Consider the following 15,025-nt stretch of genomic DNA (forward strand, 5'->3'; position numbering starts at 1 on the left):
TTATTCTCCTTTGTATTCAAATATTTTTTTCGACATATAACGATCGCTTCCATCTGGAAAAATGGTTACAATAACGCCCTTATCGATTTGATTTTTAATGTCTAAAGCACCTTGTAAAGCAGCGCCTGATGAGCTACCTACTAATAATCCTTCTTGTTGTGCTAAACGTTTAACATTGTCAAAGCCATCTTTATCACTTACTGTAATGATTTGATCTACTAAACTTCGTTCCAAAAAGATGGGCCATTTTTCTGAACCAATACCTTCAATATCATGCGAATGTGCTTCGCCACCATTTAATATTGAGCCTTCTGGTTCAACGATCACATTCTTTACATTATACTGTTTAAGATGTTGTGCAACGCCTGTAAACGTACCTCCTGAACCCACGCCTGCAACAAAGTAGTCTATGTTTGGCAAAGTATCAGTCAGTTGTTTACCTAACGTATGCGTATATGCCGATGGATTATATTCCGTTTCAAATTGGTTCATATATACTGCCCCGTATTCTTGGGCGTAGCTTCTTGCTTTAGTTTGCGCACCAATCATGCCTTCATCTTTAGGCGTATGTTTAATATCTGCGCCTAATGCACGCATAATTGATATTTTTTCTTCAGAAAAGCCCTCTGGCGCAAAAATAACACATTTTAAATGATACCGATTAGCAGCAATTACAAGTCCTATTCCAGTATTTCCCGCTGTAGCTTCAACAATCGTGTCCCCCGAAGAAACTCGACCTTCTTTTATGGCTGTTTCAACAAGGTATTTACCTAGTCTATCTTTTACACTACCACCTGGATTGAATTGCTCTAATTTAGCATAAATCTGAACGTTCTCATCGCTAAAACTCTCCAGTAATACGAGTGGTGTTTGTCCTATTAAGTCAAATGCAATCATATTAATTATCTAAAGCGCTCTTATTCGCTTTGACTCAACCTACCTTCTGTTTATAGTATTCATTAACCCCAAATTTAGTTTATAATTCTTACTCAATCACTATGAATTATACGATAATCTTTAGATTTATGCAAAACTGCAAATTTTAAACTTTTCCATGTAATATATAAGAACTCAATAACTATCGTTCAACTTAATACTCGTGTTACGATAATATCGATGCAAACACAATAATTGATTATACGTATTAATAATACTTAAAGGAGAATCGTAATGACATCAAAAGCCGATTTATCTCTATCTGTGTTTACTAATGAACACTATAAAAGCATAAAATATACCAATAGTACCTTTAGAAACGCTATGTACGACGATTTAGAAATTAATAAGAGTTATTTTAAAAACTGTGACTTTTCTGAGGGCATATTTAAAAATGTTCATACCGTGTCTAACACTAAATTAATTAATTGTGACTTTAGCAGTAGTATTTTTGTAAACATTAATTTCTTTAAAACGTTAATGAGTAAAGTAAACTACAGTGTAACTACATTCGATGATAGTCAATTCAACGTACTAACTATAGAACAGACTTCCTTCAAAGACTGTAGCTTACGCAACGTCACTTTCAACGATGTTGTCTTAAAGAAAGTCGTGTTTGAAAATGTGGCATTAGATTTATGTAGCCTAGACAATGTTAAAATTAAAGATTGTGTATTTAAAAATGTTTCAATCAACAATTCAGCAATTTCTGAGAAAGTGATGAAAGAATTACGCAAACAAGACGTTCGTTTTGAAAACATGTAATCCTACTGTTCCACATTTGTATCATTTCTAACATATCCCTTTTTAATATCAAAACTGATATGTTTTAGATGTAGTGTTAAAAGGAATAAAGAATCAAAGTATCTAAAGGGGGGGAGATTGATGTCTACACATGAAAATGATCACTATGAAGCGTTTGAATCGAGTCAACATAACCGTGAAGATTTAATGGATTTAAGCGAGTTACGACAACAAGTTGACGCATTTAAAACAAATAATAATGATTCAGAATTAAAAGAACATATTGCTTCAGAATTAATTAAGTGGAAAGAGTATATACGAGATCAATATAGACCAGAAGATCCAGCTGAACAGTCAAGATTGTCTAATATTGCTGATAAAGTTCAAGGTGATATAGACTCAGCTTTTGAATATAATGATGGTTCAAAAATATTTGCTTTTTTAGAGGCTTCTTATCAAAGAAGTAAGGAAGATTTAGTGTACGGTCGTACGTTAATTCTTTTTTCTGAAAAAGATACAATAAAAAGAGCACTTTCATTCTTTGACTCTGATGAGGAAAACCATAAACTTGCTGACTTTATTGTTTCTAAAAATATAGAAATTGGTAAAGAAATCATGTCTGAAGATTATTTAGAGCTATTAGAAATTGAACGAGATTATATAAATGCTCGTTTCAATTAGTAAAAAAGGTTAGCCACATATGTGTGACTAACCTTTTTATATTGTATGATCTTTAGAATAATTGAACGATAAACACGAGTATAATAACGGCTGGCATAACGAATTTAATTAAAAAATACCATGGCGCAAAGAATTTGAACTTGTCGCGACCGAAACTTTCTTTTAAAGCTTCTTTATCTAATAATTGCCCTACTACTAATGTTGTCCCAAGTGCGCCTAAAGGCATTAAAATATTTGAAACTATGAAATCCATATTATCAAAAATAGTTCCCGCACCAAATTTAATATCACTTAAACTGCTAAATGATAGCGTAGCTGGAATACTAATAATTAATACCAATATACTTGCGATAAATGCTACAGATTTACGCTTAGAATTATCATTTTTAGTGAAATTAGATACGTTTAATTCTAATAGCGAAATAGAAGAAGTTAATGCAGCAAATAAGAATAAGATTAAGAATATGAAATAAAACATAACGCCAAAGCCCATTTGACTAAATACTAATGGTAAAACTTTGAACAATAGTCCTGGCCCCTCCTGAGGTTCATATCCAAACGTTTTTAAAGCTGGAAATATGGCTAAACCAGCTAATACAGATACTAAAATATTCATAATTACTATTGAAATTGCTGATGACTTTATTGTCATTTCTTTTGGCGCATAACTTGCATAAGTAATCATCCCAGTTGTTCCCAATGATAACGTAAAGAATGACTGACCTAACGCAAATAGAATACCTTCCATTGAAATATCTTCTAGACGTGGCTGTAGAATATAACGCACGCCGTCTATCGCGCCGTCTAAAGTTAAAGATTTGACTACCACGATAATTAAAAAGATAAATAATAGCGGCATCATTACTTTAGATGCTTTTTCTAACCCTTTTTCAACGCCCAACATGACGATTATCATTGTTAAAAAGATAAAAATCCCCTGGCCTAAAACAGTTAGCCATGGATTACTAATGATTGCTTCAAAATTAATATTTGTCAGTGTCGTTTTCTCAATAGATAACATTTGTAAGATGACATTACCAATGTAGATAATGATCCATCCACCTATAACACTATAAAATCCAAATAATATAAATACTGCTAAATTACCATTCCATCCAATAATGTTTAGCCATTTCTTACCAGTTAACTTGCTATATATGTGAGTAGTATAAGTACGTCCCATCTTACCTACTGTAAATTCCATAATTAATAGCGGTAACCCTACAAAAATAGTAAATATTAAGAATAAAAGTAAAAAAGCTCCGCCACCATAAATGCCTGCCATGTACGGAAACTTCCACATTGCTCCTAGTCCTATTGCCGATCCCGCACTGGCTAAGATAAATCCGGTTGATGTCTTCCATTGTGACTCTTTGCTCAATTCATCCACTCCCTTTAACGCGTTAAAGCGTTTATGCACTTAAGTAATACTTTAACACGTCTTGCTTATAAGTGCAATATACATAGATTTTTTATTTTTTTATCTTTATAGTAAAATTTAACTAATAGTGATTGCCTAAGGGGGAATATAATGAGTTTACTTCATGAAAGAATTAAAGCTAATTATTGGAAAGGCGTAGAAGCTGTAGGGGGCCATATTGTATTTGAGGATGATGGATTTAGATTTACTCCTCACTCATTTAACATTCAAGCTGATTCAGTCTTCGTACCTTATCAACATATTCAAGAAGTTTCGAAAGTTAATACTTTATTCATTGTCCCAAATGGTGTCAAAATAATTGATAAGAACAAAAATGTTCATAAAATAGTTGTTAATCAACGAGAAAAAATCTTTGAATTTCTAAACGAAATGAAATAATGCTTATTGCGTATGACAACATTCATTGTCTAATACTTAGTTAAACTAACTTATCAATCAAATTACAATATTTAATTTTTTTGTGGTAAAGTCATTGTGCTTTTTAAACATTAAAATAGAGGCTGGGACAAAATAAAATGTCTCAGCCTATTTTATCATTTTGTCAGTAGCTGACTGATTTGAAAATGCGCTTGAATCAAGCTTTTTTCAAACCTAGTCATCCTTGCCGGGGTAGGACAACGAAATAAATTTTGAGAAAATATTATTTCTGTCCCACTCCCTATATATTGATCATACTAATAGCTAATTTAATCATTAAAATCGTATACGACGTCTTGTCCCTCAGTAACTTCTTGAATACTCAAACTTTCAATGTGATCAACATTGATATAATGAGATTGTTGGCCATCTTTTAAAAATAAATAAGCAAGTTCATCAAATTCATCAATAAGACGTTGAATACATGCATCTTTATCAGGACCATTTTTAAAAGTTTTAAACTCATTATAATGTTTTCCAGATGTCGTTATATAAGTTAGTAAAAATGTACGTTTCATCACATTCGCTCCACTCAATTAGTCATGAAAAATTCTGCAATTTGTGTTTCTACTTTATCACTGCCTTCGCCATGCGTCATGAGATGCTTGCTTAAAGGATGACTTGTTAAATCTTTATCTTCACTATTAATGTGCTCATAAATATAATGTGCACTATCTTGATAAGATTGTTCATCTTTTTCTCCATAAAGAATTCTCGCTGGTGTCTTGATATCACCTAAATGAGCAGTAATATTGGAAATGAAATCTTTGAATACACGAACACTTGGACGATAGTCCTCTATGTAATTAAACTGTTCCTGTGAAGCATCACTATCTAAATTCATTAACTCATTCATACGCTGACCATATCGTTCCATACGCCATACTATACCAGCTTCTTCTTTTTCACTTGGTGCTGACATAACCGCAATTTTCGCTACGTCTACCGTTTCAGCCAATTTCAATGTGAATAATCCGCCCAATGATACCCCTGTTGCATAAATGGTTTCATACCCTTCATCTTTCAAGTATTGATAACCATTTAAGACATCATTCCACCAATCGTGAACAGTATATTGCGTAAACTGATCTAGTGGTAATCCATGTCCTTTATAATTAGGTGCGTAACATGTATAACCCTCTTGATTAAGTTTTTGTGCTAAGGGTTTCACATCACGAATCGTTCCAGTAAATGAATGAAGCAATAAGACCGCTTCTTTACGTGTCCCCTTTAAATTAATTGGGCGTGGTGATTTTACTTTCATTCTTACTCTCTCCTTATTCTAAAATTAGTATATTATAATACTGCGCGTAGTCTTAAAATCTTCAAATCATTCAACCCACTCGCAAAATTCCAGATGAATACGTTGTACAAGTAACTTTCCTTGCTCATAACCAGCATTGCCAATTTTTAGTATGTTATTGGGATTATAAATGTTATCTCCAATTTCAGCTCTACTCTTACTATCTGGACTAATTACTAAAACATGACTATGCTCGCTTAATAATTTCGCATCATCAAATGCACCTGGCATCATACCTAAACCATCTGCTATCGGCGCTAAAATAATAATACTGTCTGCACCTTTAGCTAACATAGCATTTGTCGGAGAAACCATACCTCCATCAATCCAATCACAATTGTTCAAACGTATATGTGGCCAAATGCCAGGTACTGCACCGCTCGCTGTCACGGCTTCCTCAAGTGTTACGTTGCTATGTGAATGAAATGTAGAGACTTCTCCTGTCTTAGCATTCATAGCAGTAATTTCTAAATTATCATGCCACCCTACATCGCCTAAACGTTGACGAATGGCTTGTTTACGTTTAGTTAAATCAACACGTGAAGGTCGCGTATATACAATATCACCCATCATTTGACCTACTTTAGTCGCATCATCACGTCCTACGATAAATGCATTCTGCCATAACCGATAAATATCTGAAGAAAGCGTCGCATGATCACTATCATCTCTTCGTTCATTTAGCTCATAGTAATATGTACGCATATCATAACCGTTAGCTAGTACTGCACCTACAAACGAACCTGCAGATGTACCTATGATTCTATCTGCTAACTCTAAACCTACACCACTTTCAATCAATCCAGCTAATACGCCAGATTCCCAAGCAATTCCTGTAATTCCGCCTCCGCCAAGAACTAAAGTACGTTCCTTATCTTTTGACATTGCCATCTCCCCTTTGTAAAAAAGATATTGAACTATTTATTATTAGGCTTATTACGTAAATTAAGATAAAACAATGGTAATATCATTAAAAACAATGCTACCCAAATGATACCTAGTGTAACGCCTCCAACTACATCTGTAATATAATGCGCATGAAAATATAGTCGGCAACACAGCACACCTATCCAAATGATAATAGTGATAGTATTGGCTATTATCCTTATTGCTTTGAGTTTTATTAAAGGAATTAAAATAATTAACAATATTAAAGCAAGTAACGTACTTGCATTAGAATGCCCACTTGGAAATGAATATCCGTGGTCTCGCATCAAATGATTAAATGGACGTTGTCTCTCGATGAGTTGTTTAATTAAATAATTTAATAACGTACCACTCGTTATAGTTAAAACCATCCAAATCGATAATTTATAATGTTTAAACAATAAAACAATTGCTAAAAATAGTGTGATATAGATAACTGACTTTACTTCTCCTATCTCAGCACAAAAAGTCATGAAATTATGCCAAATACCATCGCCGTATTTACGTTCCGGCTCACCAAAATAATCTGTCAGCCAATGTAAAGAACCTATATCGACATTTTGAACCAATAATGTATCGTGAATTACATTTATTGCAACAACGACAAAAATAATTAACCCAATCATGAACATAGGCAACGTCATCTTAGGTGAAATTTCACTTATTTGTTTATTCATACGCTTACCAGTCCCTAATTTCATTATTTTCAAGAATAATTAAACATGTATTTTACTTATTAAAAGTCATTTAAATGTTTAATTTGTTGTCCCTCCTGATCAAAATTAGATAGTTCAAGCCAGTGTTCAAATCTTGCTTTTACATCTGGCCACTCACTATCCAACAATGAGAACCAAGCAGTATCACGATTACGACCTTTACAAATATTAGATTGTCTAAATAATCCTTCATATGTAAATCCAAATCGTTGCGCAGCATGTTTGGAAGGTGCATTTAAGTTATCACATTTCCATTCATATCGTCTGTAGCCTAACGTTTCGAACACATATTTCGCTAACAAATATTGAGTTTCTGTAGCCACACGTGTTTTCTTTAACGTTTTAGAGTAGATAATATTGCCTACTTCTATAGACCCTTGTTCTGGATTTATACGCATTAATGCTAGAATACCTAAAGGTTTTTGTTGCACATTATCTAAAATCGTAAAGAAATATTTATCTTTACTATCAATAAGTTGTTTAATGTATTGTTCAAATTCGGTCTTAGAATCAAAAGGGCCCTCATAAAGATACGTCCAAATGCGTCTCGATTCAACATCACATAGAACGTCATATAAATCATTTATGTGTTCAATACTTAGCTTTGTTAACCTTCCATAACTGCCCTCTAGCGTTTGTGCATCAGGAAAAGACGGCGTCACAAAGTCATCTAATGCTTCTCCAATTGGTTGCTTAAACTCATTTACGCGCATCACTTTCAACTCCTAGATTCTCTTTGTGTAAATTGTACACTAATCCAATAAAATAATCTCTTAATTAGAAATATTTAAATATAAATGGATAATTCATTAATTAAAACGTTTATACTTAAAAGCACCCTACAAAGTCAGCATAATAATCTAACTTTTAGGGTGCCTCTTTAAAATTGTATTAACATTAACGACATTGAGTTTAAAGTTGCTTTTCCAAATTAGTATCTAGTTTAAATACAATCACTCGTTCGCCTGTAATCGTACTTAAATCACTATGGAAACTACTCACACTGACGCCAGTAATATCTAAGATTAATTGCATCAAATCATCTTGTCCTGACTCCACAAGTTCCGACCGCGTACGTTTAATGTTAAGTAAACCTTCTTGTGTCTTGCATACTCGATATTCTGCAGGAGTTAATACGCCTTGTAAGTTGACGATAATCATATCGCGTAGTATATCAGTTTTTACTGAAAGTGAGCCACGTCCGAGAAAATCCTTTTCCCATTGTGTAATTGCCTTACTAATCTCTGCCTCATAAGCACCTTTAGATTTAGCCATGATTAATCATTTGTCTCCTATTAATTGATTAACTTTATTTTATCACTTTTTCCGAAAAAACCGAACTCTCTACCAGTCTTTCCAACTACCATTTTCATCAATACTAGCCAAACGTACCCATTGATTATCAACTTTCTGTTTGAATTTAATATTATTCTCAAGTAAGTCTTTAATATATTGATCTGGCGCTTGGATAACAACTAACAATCGAATTGGAGAATGATAAATTTTATTATCTGCAGCCATAACCGATTGCCAAGGTAACCCAGCCAATAAGTCACTTGAATTACCTTGCATGACGCCAACACCAGATGTTACTGATTGGGTAGTCTTATTTCCGCTTCCATAAAAATGTGGTGCAACAGTCGACGCGTAATATTGTAGATTAATCCACTGTGCTACTAAAGCTGGACCCGAAATAATTGTATTTAATAATTGCCCATCAGTGTCTTTCTTCCAATCATAATTATGTAAGAAAGCTCGTCCTTCTAAATTGGTACCTGCAGTAATATTACGCTGACCAATAATAAATTCTGCATTACGAGCTAAGCCCCATTCTGGACGGATTTCACTCCAGTCATTCGCAAAGCGATGCGCTTCTGCAACCGGGTCTTTCAAATCATCTTGATCTAAGCCAGGAAGATTAGCGAGACGTTCCGAATTCGCTTTATAACTTATACGTGGCATAGCTTCATTTAACATATCCAATGCATTTTGAGCTTCCTTAGTTAATTCTGGCATATAAATAAATTCTAATTCATCGATAGACGTCTTATGCTCTGCAGCAACAAAGACGGTTGAGTCAGGAATCACTATACCCTCATTTTTTAAAGCTTCACGTACATGTGGTAAATTACACATCATTGCCAATAGCTTAGCATTGAATCCACTTGACGCGCCTCCACAAGCGCCACATTCTAACGAAGCATGATAAGGATTGTTATTAGACACACTTCCATGACCGCCTAATACAATTAAAGGTGCAAAGTTTGTCGTTAAATCCATCAACTGTAGTGCCTGTCTAGTGAAAGCAACTTGTTCTTCTTCTGTAAATCCTATTGGTAAATCACTATAAATTTCATGCTCACGATCTATTGTTAATTTAGCTTCGGGTTTCTTCAACCAATTCTTCGTAAAATTACGAACAAAGTGGCCTGTCTTCTTCGGCATTAATGTACTCGCTATCGTATTTAAGCTTAAAAATGGTCCGCTTAATTCTGGTAAGAGTAAACTCGGTAAGACATTATGTTTCATCAATTTGAATGTATAAAACATGGATGTAACCGAATGTTGTTGTTGGTTATACGTGTTTAAATCATGGCGATCGGCATACTCTTTAATGGCATAGGCTGGTGGTACCATGACAGGTAATGAATTATGCGTAAATTGTTCATCTAACACTTCTTTTCTAATTGGAAGACCAAAGAATCCTGCAATACCTATCGTCTCAAACGGTCCTTCACTCTCTAAATGACGACGAAAAGGCTCTGAACGCACATCAATGCAAAAAGCTAATTGGACTTGAGTTTCTTGCTCTACTGGTTTAACAGATTTATCATAAATCGCTTCGACTAACTCACGTTCATGTGTTTCTTCCCACGCTTCAAGCCATAATTTTTTGAAATAGAGTGGGTTAAAATCGTGAGCAAATCTCAAATGTTCCAGTTGGTCTTCTATAGACATTGAGGCCCAATCATCAATTGACATTTCTCCATAATATAACCATTTACTTACAAGCTCTTTGATTCGTCTTTCAACATTTAAGACTGCCGGACGGCTCATTTTTTCAGTATCTAGTAAAATACACTCCATCGTTAATCTTATAGCAAGATACTGTGTTAACAAATCCGCTTCATGTTCATGTTGTTCAGCACGGTAGTACATCATGCCTGCCCAACCTGGTAATGATAGGAAATGACCTGTTAAATATGATTCACGTTCATCTTCAGCTATATCTAAATGATTTAATGCCATGATTAAAGCCTCTCTATAATCTTGAGGCAATGTCTTAATCATTTTACGTTGTGTTTTAGTAAGCATTGGATCATGCTGTGCTAAATGTAGCCAAGAAATATAGAATCCTTCTTCTCTTTTAGGCATAGTCCAACTTGATTGGAAATTATCTAAATATAATTTGGACCACTTAATAATATGTGTATTAAGTTCATCCATTAAAGATTCACCTTTAGCATTAAATGCATTCGCACTTTTTGATCGTGCATATTTAAAAGGCTCATTTTCAAATACACGTTTGAGCTTAGATACTTCAATCTTTAAGTATGCTTCTTTAGTAATTAGGTTTGTAGGCAAATCTTTGATGCGCATCGCATTTTTACAATAAATATCAATATGTGATTTTGGCACTGAAGTGTCGTAGTCTTTAATAGCTTGTTGTACTTCTGTTTCTACAAGTTTCTGGTCTATCTCTCCATTTTCTAAAGCAGTCATCACTGACGCATGACTTGGGTATAAATCTATATCACGAACATGTTTAAACCATTGAGCTACTTGATCAAACGTTCCATGTTCCATTTCTTCCCATGGATTACGTGCTGCAAAGATAGATATAGGAGATAGTGGTGTAATCACACGACGTGCCGATTTAACTGTTTCTTCTATGTTATGTTTAGTTATTGTCATGTTAGATTTCACCTCTTATAAATAATTCTTTAAGTAGTTCGGATGACTTTCAACCGATTTAAATTTTGCTTCTCCAATTTTTACAAGCCATAAATATACTTTAGCGAAAGCTGTTGATGAACGACGACGTGCTACCCAAATGCTAAAGATACTACCTAATACTAGAATGGCCACACAAATGATAACGCTAATTAATGGTGGATGTGGCGTTACCATATATACACTATTTAAAATATTAACAAATACTTCATGTGTCACAACATAAACGAGTGCCACAATGATAAGCATAGCAATGCCAATTACTCTTCCCATCATACCTCTATTTAGTGCAACCATTTGATTCCATGATACAGATAATGACCATGCTAGGATAAAGGCACTAATTAATGTGTAAGGTGTATGCGAACTTGTTAAAAAGAAGATAATAGCAATAACAACGGCTAATGTTCTTCCTAATACTGTCCAAGCATAAGAACGCTTAACATTTGGTGGTGTTGGAATATTGAATCGTTTAACTATTGACCCTGATTGTAAAAATAGCGTTGCTTTAAATATGCCATGTAAAATCAAGTGAATAATCGCAGCAGAATAAACACCCAAAGCACATTGCACAAGCATGAAACCCATTTGACTCATTGTTGAACCAACAAGTTGTCTTTTGTAGTCAACATGCACCAAACTAATTCCTGATCCAATAAGTACTGAAATACTTGAAATAATAAGTAATAACGTTAATGCAATATTATTATCAAATACTGGTGAAAAACGCGTTAAAATAATACCACCAGCATTTACAATACCAGCATGCATAATTGCAGATACGGGTGTTGGTGCAACAACAGACTCAATTAACCAACTTTGAAATGGATATTGTGCTGCTGGAATAATAACAGCAATAACAAGTAATAAATCTACAATTAATTTCAGTCCATAACTCATTGAAACATCGTAATCTTGTGATGGATCGATAACCCAATCGCCAGTACCGATGAAAAATACAACTACAGCTAATAATAAAGCAACCCATCCAATGATAAATGAACGCGCAGATACTTTTGCTGCTTCAGCCGGCACTTTCCAAGAACGGTTTAGTCGTATAAGTTGTGTTAGACAAAATAATGTTAGTCCCCAACAAATAACCATCAAGCGTAAATCATTACTTAACCAACCAATAGACGCAAATACTGTTGTAAATGTGTATAACGGGAAGTATTTGCGATAATTACGATCGCCTAATAAGTAACGTGCAGAAAATTTCTGAATAATAAAACCTAAAGCTAATACAAAGGCACCTACTAACCAAGCTAGTTTATCTAGAGCAAAGATACCTATAACTTCTCTGCCATTAATAGTGATTAATCCAATTACTCCTACAATGACAGGTAATAGAAGTAAAGTTAAATGTAAACGTATGTATTTTACAGGAACCGATGGCACTAAAAAAATTAAGCCACTTAACACTGCAATGACAAGCGTTACGAAAAATAATGTTAGTAAAAAACCAGAACTTAACATTGCCGCTCCTCCATGTCTTCAATCTATTTCATATAAAAAGTTCCCTTATACTATTAACAATATAAGAAAAAACCTACAATAGTCTAGTTTTATCCTTAGGTATCAGATATTTACTAACTATTGTAGGTTTCTATGAGAACTCATTTACTTAATATGTATAAATGCTTTTTCAAGCTACCTAATATGTATCGTTGAACATATGCCTTACCCTTCAAGTGAACAATGGATTTCGAAAAATTCCTTGCACAAATGCTTGATAAACACCTATGTAAAAATCAGCGTAATACATACAATATAAGAAAATATTGCTAAAAAGTCAATCTATTATAGTAATTGGAAGTTCTTTCATACATTTAATAACACGTTACACTTCAATCTTTCAGATAGGCATGATTTATCGTATTAAGTTGTCTGAAATCTAACGACTACGAAACGCTTTCATTGAGTTAGGAATTACCAAACAAATCCTCTCAAAGTCACGATATACTTTATTTAACATTTAATAAGGAGGTACTCAAAATGGGAATCATTTCTGGTATTATTGAACTTGTTAAATTCATCATCGACTTAACTAAAAAATAAGTCTCGCATTACGCACATAAACATTCCATATAAAAAAGAGTGAAATCGGATGATTTCACTCTTTTTTTGTGCATACAAACAAAACGCTCAATCCCTATATATAAGAATTGAACGTCAGTGGATAAAATGAATTTATTTGTTTAACTATAAAGTAACATATTTTAGCGTTCATGCATGTAACAATTTTGTGAAAACGCTTAAAAATGTGTCGAAAATTTCCTTCAAATCACTAAATCGGTTAATGTTTAGTGAATTTTTCTTATTAAAACTCCTATTTCACACAAATGCTACTAAAATTAGGGTAATAATCAAACAAGTAATAGAGATGCATATAAAAATACAATTTATCATTTACAGAAAGGACTGATTTAAATTCATATACTATCCATAATACTCATTTCACTTGTAGCGATTGAATTTCTATTTATTATGTATTTAGAGACCATAGCAACGACTTCCGATAGAACGAGCAAAGTCTTCGGTATTCCTGTTAGTCAACTGAATAATAAAAACATAAATACCCTTCTTAAGAACCAAGGAGTGTATAATGGCTTGATTGGTTTACTTCTAATTTATGGTCTTTTTTTCAGTAGTGCTCCTAAACAACTATGCATTCCAATTCTAATTTATACCATTATAGTAGCTGTTTACGGTGGGTTAACGAGTCATATTAGTATTTTCCTTAAACAAGGAACCCTTCCAATTCTAGCTTTAATCTCTTTATTACTTTAATTATCTACTATATATATAAAGTTGGTGTTTGCTATGATAGAACATTTAAAAAAGAAAAATCATAAAACTATAAAAATTTTAGGAAATATTTGGCTTAATGCAAATTTAGATACACATACCTTTATTGATAGTTTTTATTGGATAGACAACTATACTACTGTACTTGACGCTCTTAAGGATGCTGATGTTTACGTTTATAAAAATGGTAAGGACATTGTCGCATTTTGCGGGCTTAATGACACTTACATAGCCGGTTTGTTTGTAAAAGAGGAATTTCGAGACCAAGGGATTGGGCATGCACTCATTAAGCATTTACAATCTGAATATGATTATTTATCTTTAAAAGTATTTGAAGAAAACCATCGCGCCGTTCATTTTTATACGGATTTAGGTTTCATAAAAATTGACGCCAATATTGATAAAACAAACCATACTGAATTATTAATGGCATGGAAGAAGTAAAACAATTTAAGATGTACGATTGGATAATCCCTACCCTGTCCATCTTTTGCAGATTCATCATATTGTTTGAATCCATTTTTGAGATAAAATGACACGGCATTGGGGTTATCTTTGTTTACATCCACATATTGAACCTTATGCTCTTGAATTAAAGTTTGCAGTATTTCCGTGCCATAACCCTGCTTAAAGTATTTAGGATCTAAAAATAGCATTTCCAAATTAGCTTCATTAGTCCCTGAAAATCCAATGACATCATCACCATCAAACCACAAATATGCCTCAACATGCGAGAAGTATGTTGGGATTTCCTTTTTTAGTGCTATTCTATCTTTCTCTTTTAAAAAGTCATGTGTAGCAATAACTGAACGCTCCCAAATAGCCAATGCCTTAGGATAATCCTTTTCTTGAAGCTCGATTTTATTTAATCTCATTTTCAAAACCTCTCATATTAAAAAAGGCTAGAAACCCTATCACAAAGGTATTTCTAGCCTAAAATTACATTTTAACTTCTATTCCCACTCAATCGTAAACTTTATTTTATATAATATCGTATTCTTTCAAAATAGGTTTATATCAGTAGTTATAACTGCTCAATAACCAAATTTATGTTCATACGTTTGCCCTTAGTTTCAAAAATATGCCCTTTTTTTGCCC

At 33.5% G+C, this 15,025-nt stretch carries 17 protein-coding genes; 6 read left to right on the forward strand and 11 right to left on the reverse strand.

Annotated features, from left to right (window positions below):
• Positions 1 to 897 carry a PLP-dependent cysteine synthase family protein gene (locus tag EQ029_RS11520; protein ID WP_037559533.1) on the reverse strand — a complete coding sequence of 299 codons (897 nt, stop codon included), beginning with the start codon at positions 895 to 897 and terminating at the stop codon, positions 1 to 3.
• 273 nt (positions 898 to 1,170) lie between these two features.
• Here EQ029_RS11520 and EQ029_RS11525 point away from each other — a divergent pair, with 273 nt between their 5' ends.
• Together EQ029_RS11525 and EQ029_RS11530 are read left to right on the forward strand one after the other, a co-directional pair.
• On the forward strand, positions 1,171 to 1,701 hold the full coding sequence (locus EQ029_RS11525) for a pentapeptide repeat-containing protein (RefSeq protein WP_057504764.1): 531 nt from the start codon (positions 1,171 to 1,173) through the stop codon (positions 1,699 to 1,701).
• 120 nt (positions 1,702 to 1,821) lie between these two features.
• Positions 1,822 to 2,361, forward strand: coding sequence for a hypothetical protein (locus EQ029_RS11530; RefSeq protein ID WP_011276800.1), 540 nt, complete (start codon positions 1,822 to 1,824; stop codon positions 2,359 to 2,361).
• A gap of 52 nt (positions 2,362 to 2,413) precedes the next feature.
• Here EQ029_RS11530 and EQ029_RS11535 read toward each other — a convergent pair whose 3' ends face one another.
• On the reverse strand, positions 2,414 to 3,742 hold the full coding sequence (locus tag EQ029_RS11535) for a sodium-dependent transporter (protein WP_016931203.1): 1,329 nt from the start codon (positions 3,740 to 3,742) through the stop codon (positions 2,414 to 2,416).
• Between the two features lie 150 nt (positions 3,743 to 3,892).
• Here EQ029_RS11535 and EQ029_RS11540 point away from each other — a divergent pair, with 150 nt between their 5' ends.
• Positions 3,893 to 4,180: a hypothetical protein gene (locus EQ029_RS11540; protein WP_011276802.1), complete on the forward strand. Its 288-nt coding sequence runs from the start codon at positions 3,893 to 3,895 to the stop codon at positions 4,178 to 4,180.
• A gap of 308 nt (positions 4,181 to 4,488) precedes the next feature.
• On the opposite strand, the gene EQ029_RS11545 is transcribed toward EQ029_RS11540, so the two are convergent.
• From EQ029_RS11545 to EQ029_RS11580, 8 genes are all read right to left on the reverse strand, one after another.
• On the reverse strand, positions 4,489 to 4,737 hold the full coding sequence (locus EQ029_RS11545) for a hypothetical protein (RefSeq protein ID WP_011276803.1): 249 nt from the start codon (positions 4,735 to 4,737) through the stop codon (positions 4,489 to 4,491).
• A 14-nt stretch (positions 4,738 to 4,751) separates the two neighbouring features.
• A complete protein-coding gene (locus EQ029_RS11550; protein WP_011276804.1) occupies positions 4,752 to 5,483 on the reverse strand; it encodes an alpha/beta hydrolase in 732 nt (243 codons plus the stop codon).
• A 66-nt stretch (positions 5,484 to 5,549) separates the two neighbouring features.
• The gene (locus tag EQ029_RS11555; RefSeq protein WP_011276805.1) at positions 5,550 to 6,407 is read right to left on the reverse strand and encodes a patatin-like phospholipase family protein; all 858 of its coding nucleotides are present in this window, start codon (positions 6,405 to 6,407) and stop codon (positions 5,550 to 5,552) included.
• Between the two features lie 32 nt (positions 6,408 to 6,439).
• Entirely contained in the window at positions 6,440 to 7,126 is a 687-nt protein-coding gene (locus EQ029_RS11560; RefSeq protein WP_011276806.1) for a phosphatase PAP2 family protein, read from the reverse strand.
• Between the two features lie 59 nt (positions 7,127 to 7,185).
• Complete coding sequence (locus tag EQ029_RS11565; RefSeq protein WP_011276807.1) at positions 7,186 to 7,878, reverse strand: GNAT family N-acetyltransferase; 693 nt, start codon at positions 7,876 to 7,878, stop codon at positions 7,186 to 7,188.
• A gap of 199 nt (positions 7,879 to 8,077) precedes the next feature.
• Positions 8,078 to 8,440, reverse strand: coding sequence for a Na-translocating system protein MpsC family protein (locus tag EQ029_RS11570; RefSeq protein WP_011276808.1), 363 nt, complete (start codon positions 8,438 to 8,440; stop codon positions 8,078 to 8,080).
• A 69-nt stretch (positions 8,441 to 8,509) separates the two neighbouring features.
• Entirely contained in the window at positions 8,510 to 11,080 is a 2,571-nt protein-coding gene (locus tag EQ029_RS11575; RefSeq protein WP_057504763.1) for a DUF2309 domain-containing protein, read from the reverse strand.
• Positions 11,081 to 11,095: 15 nt separating this feature from the next.
• On the reverse strand, positions 11,096 to 12,595 hold the full coding sequence (locus EQ029_RS11580) for an NADH dehydrogenase subunit 5 (protein WP_011276810.1): 1,500 nt from the start codon (positions 12,593 to 12,595) through the stop codon (positions 11,096 to 11,098).
• A gap of 519 nt (positions 12,596 to 13,114) precedes the next feature.
• Here EQ029_RS11580 and EQ029_RS12950 point away from each other — a divergent pair.
• From EQ029_RS12950 to EQ029_RS11595, 3 genes are all read left to right on the forward strand, one after another.
• Positions 13,115 to 13,177 carry an alpha family phenol-soluble modulin gene (locus EQ029_RS12950; protein ID WP_089046351.1) on the forward strand — a complete coding sequence of 21 codons (63 nt, stop codon included), beginning with the start codon at positions 13,115 to 13,117 and terminating at the stop codon, positions 13,175 to 13,177.
• A 372-nt stretch (positions 13,178 to 13,549) separates the two neighbouring features.
• A complete protein-coding gene (locus tag EQ029_RS11590) occupies positions 13,550 to 13,909 on the forward strand; it encodes a DUF1304 domain-containing protein (RefSeq protein ID WP_029376669.1) in 360 nt (119 codons plus the stop codon).
• A 33-nt stretch (positions 13,910 to 13,942) separates the two neighbouring features.
• Positions 13,943 to 14,371 carry a GNAT family N-acetyltransferase gene (locus tag EQ029_RS11595; RefSeq protein WP_016931199.1) on the forward strand — a complete coding sequence of 143 codons (429 nt, stop codon included), beginning with the start codon at positions 13,943 to 13,945 and terminating at the stop codon, positions 14,369 to 14,371.
• On the opposite strand, the gene EQ029_RS11600 is transcribed toward EQ029_RS11595, so the two are convergent.
• Positions 14,287 to 14,802, reverse strand: a complete 516-nt coding sequence (locus EQ029_RS11600; protein WP_011276813.1) for a GNAT family N-acetyltransferase — start codon at positions 14,800 to 14,802, stop codon at positions 14,287 to 14,289. The two genes, EQ029_RS11595 and EQ029_RS11600, sit on opposite strands and share 85 nt — an antisense overlap.
• Positions 14,803 to 15,025: the final 223 nt, after the last annotated feature.

Source organism: Staphylococcus haemolyticus (genome assembly GCF_006094395.1).
GTDB classification, from domain to species: domain Bacteria; phylum Bacillota; class Bacilli; order Staphylococcales; family Staphylococcaceae; genus Staphylococcus; species Staphylococcus haemolyticus.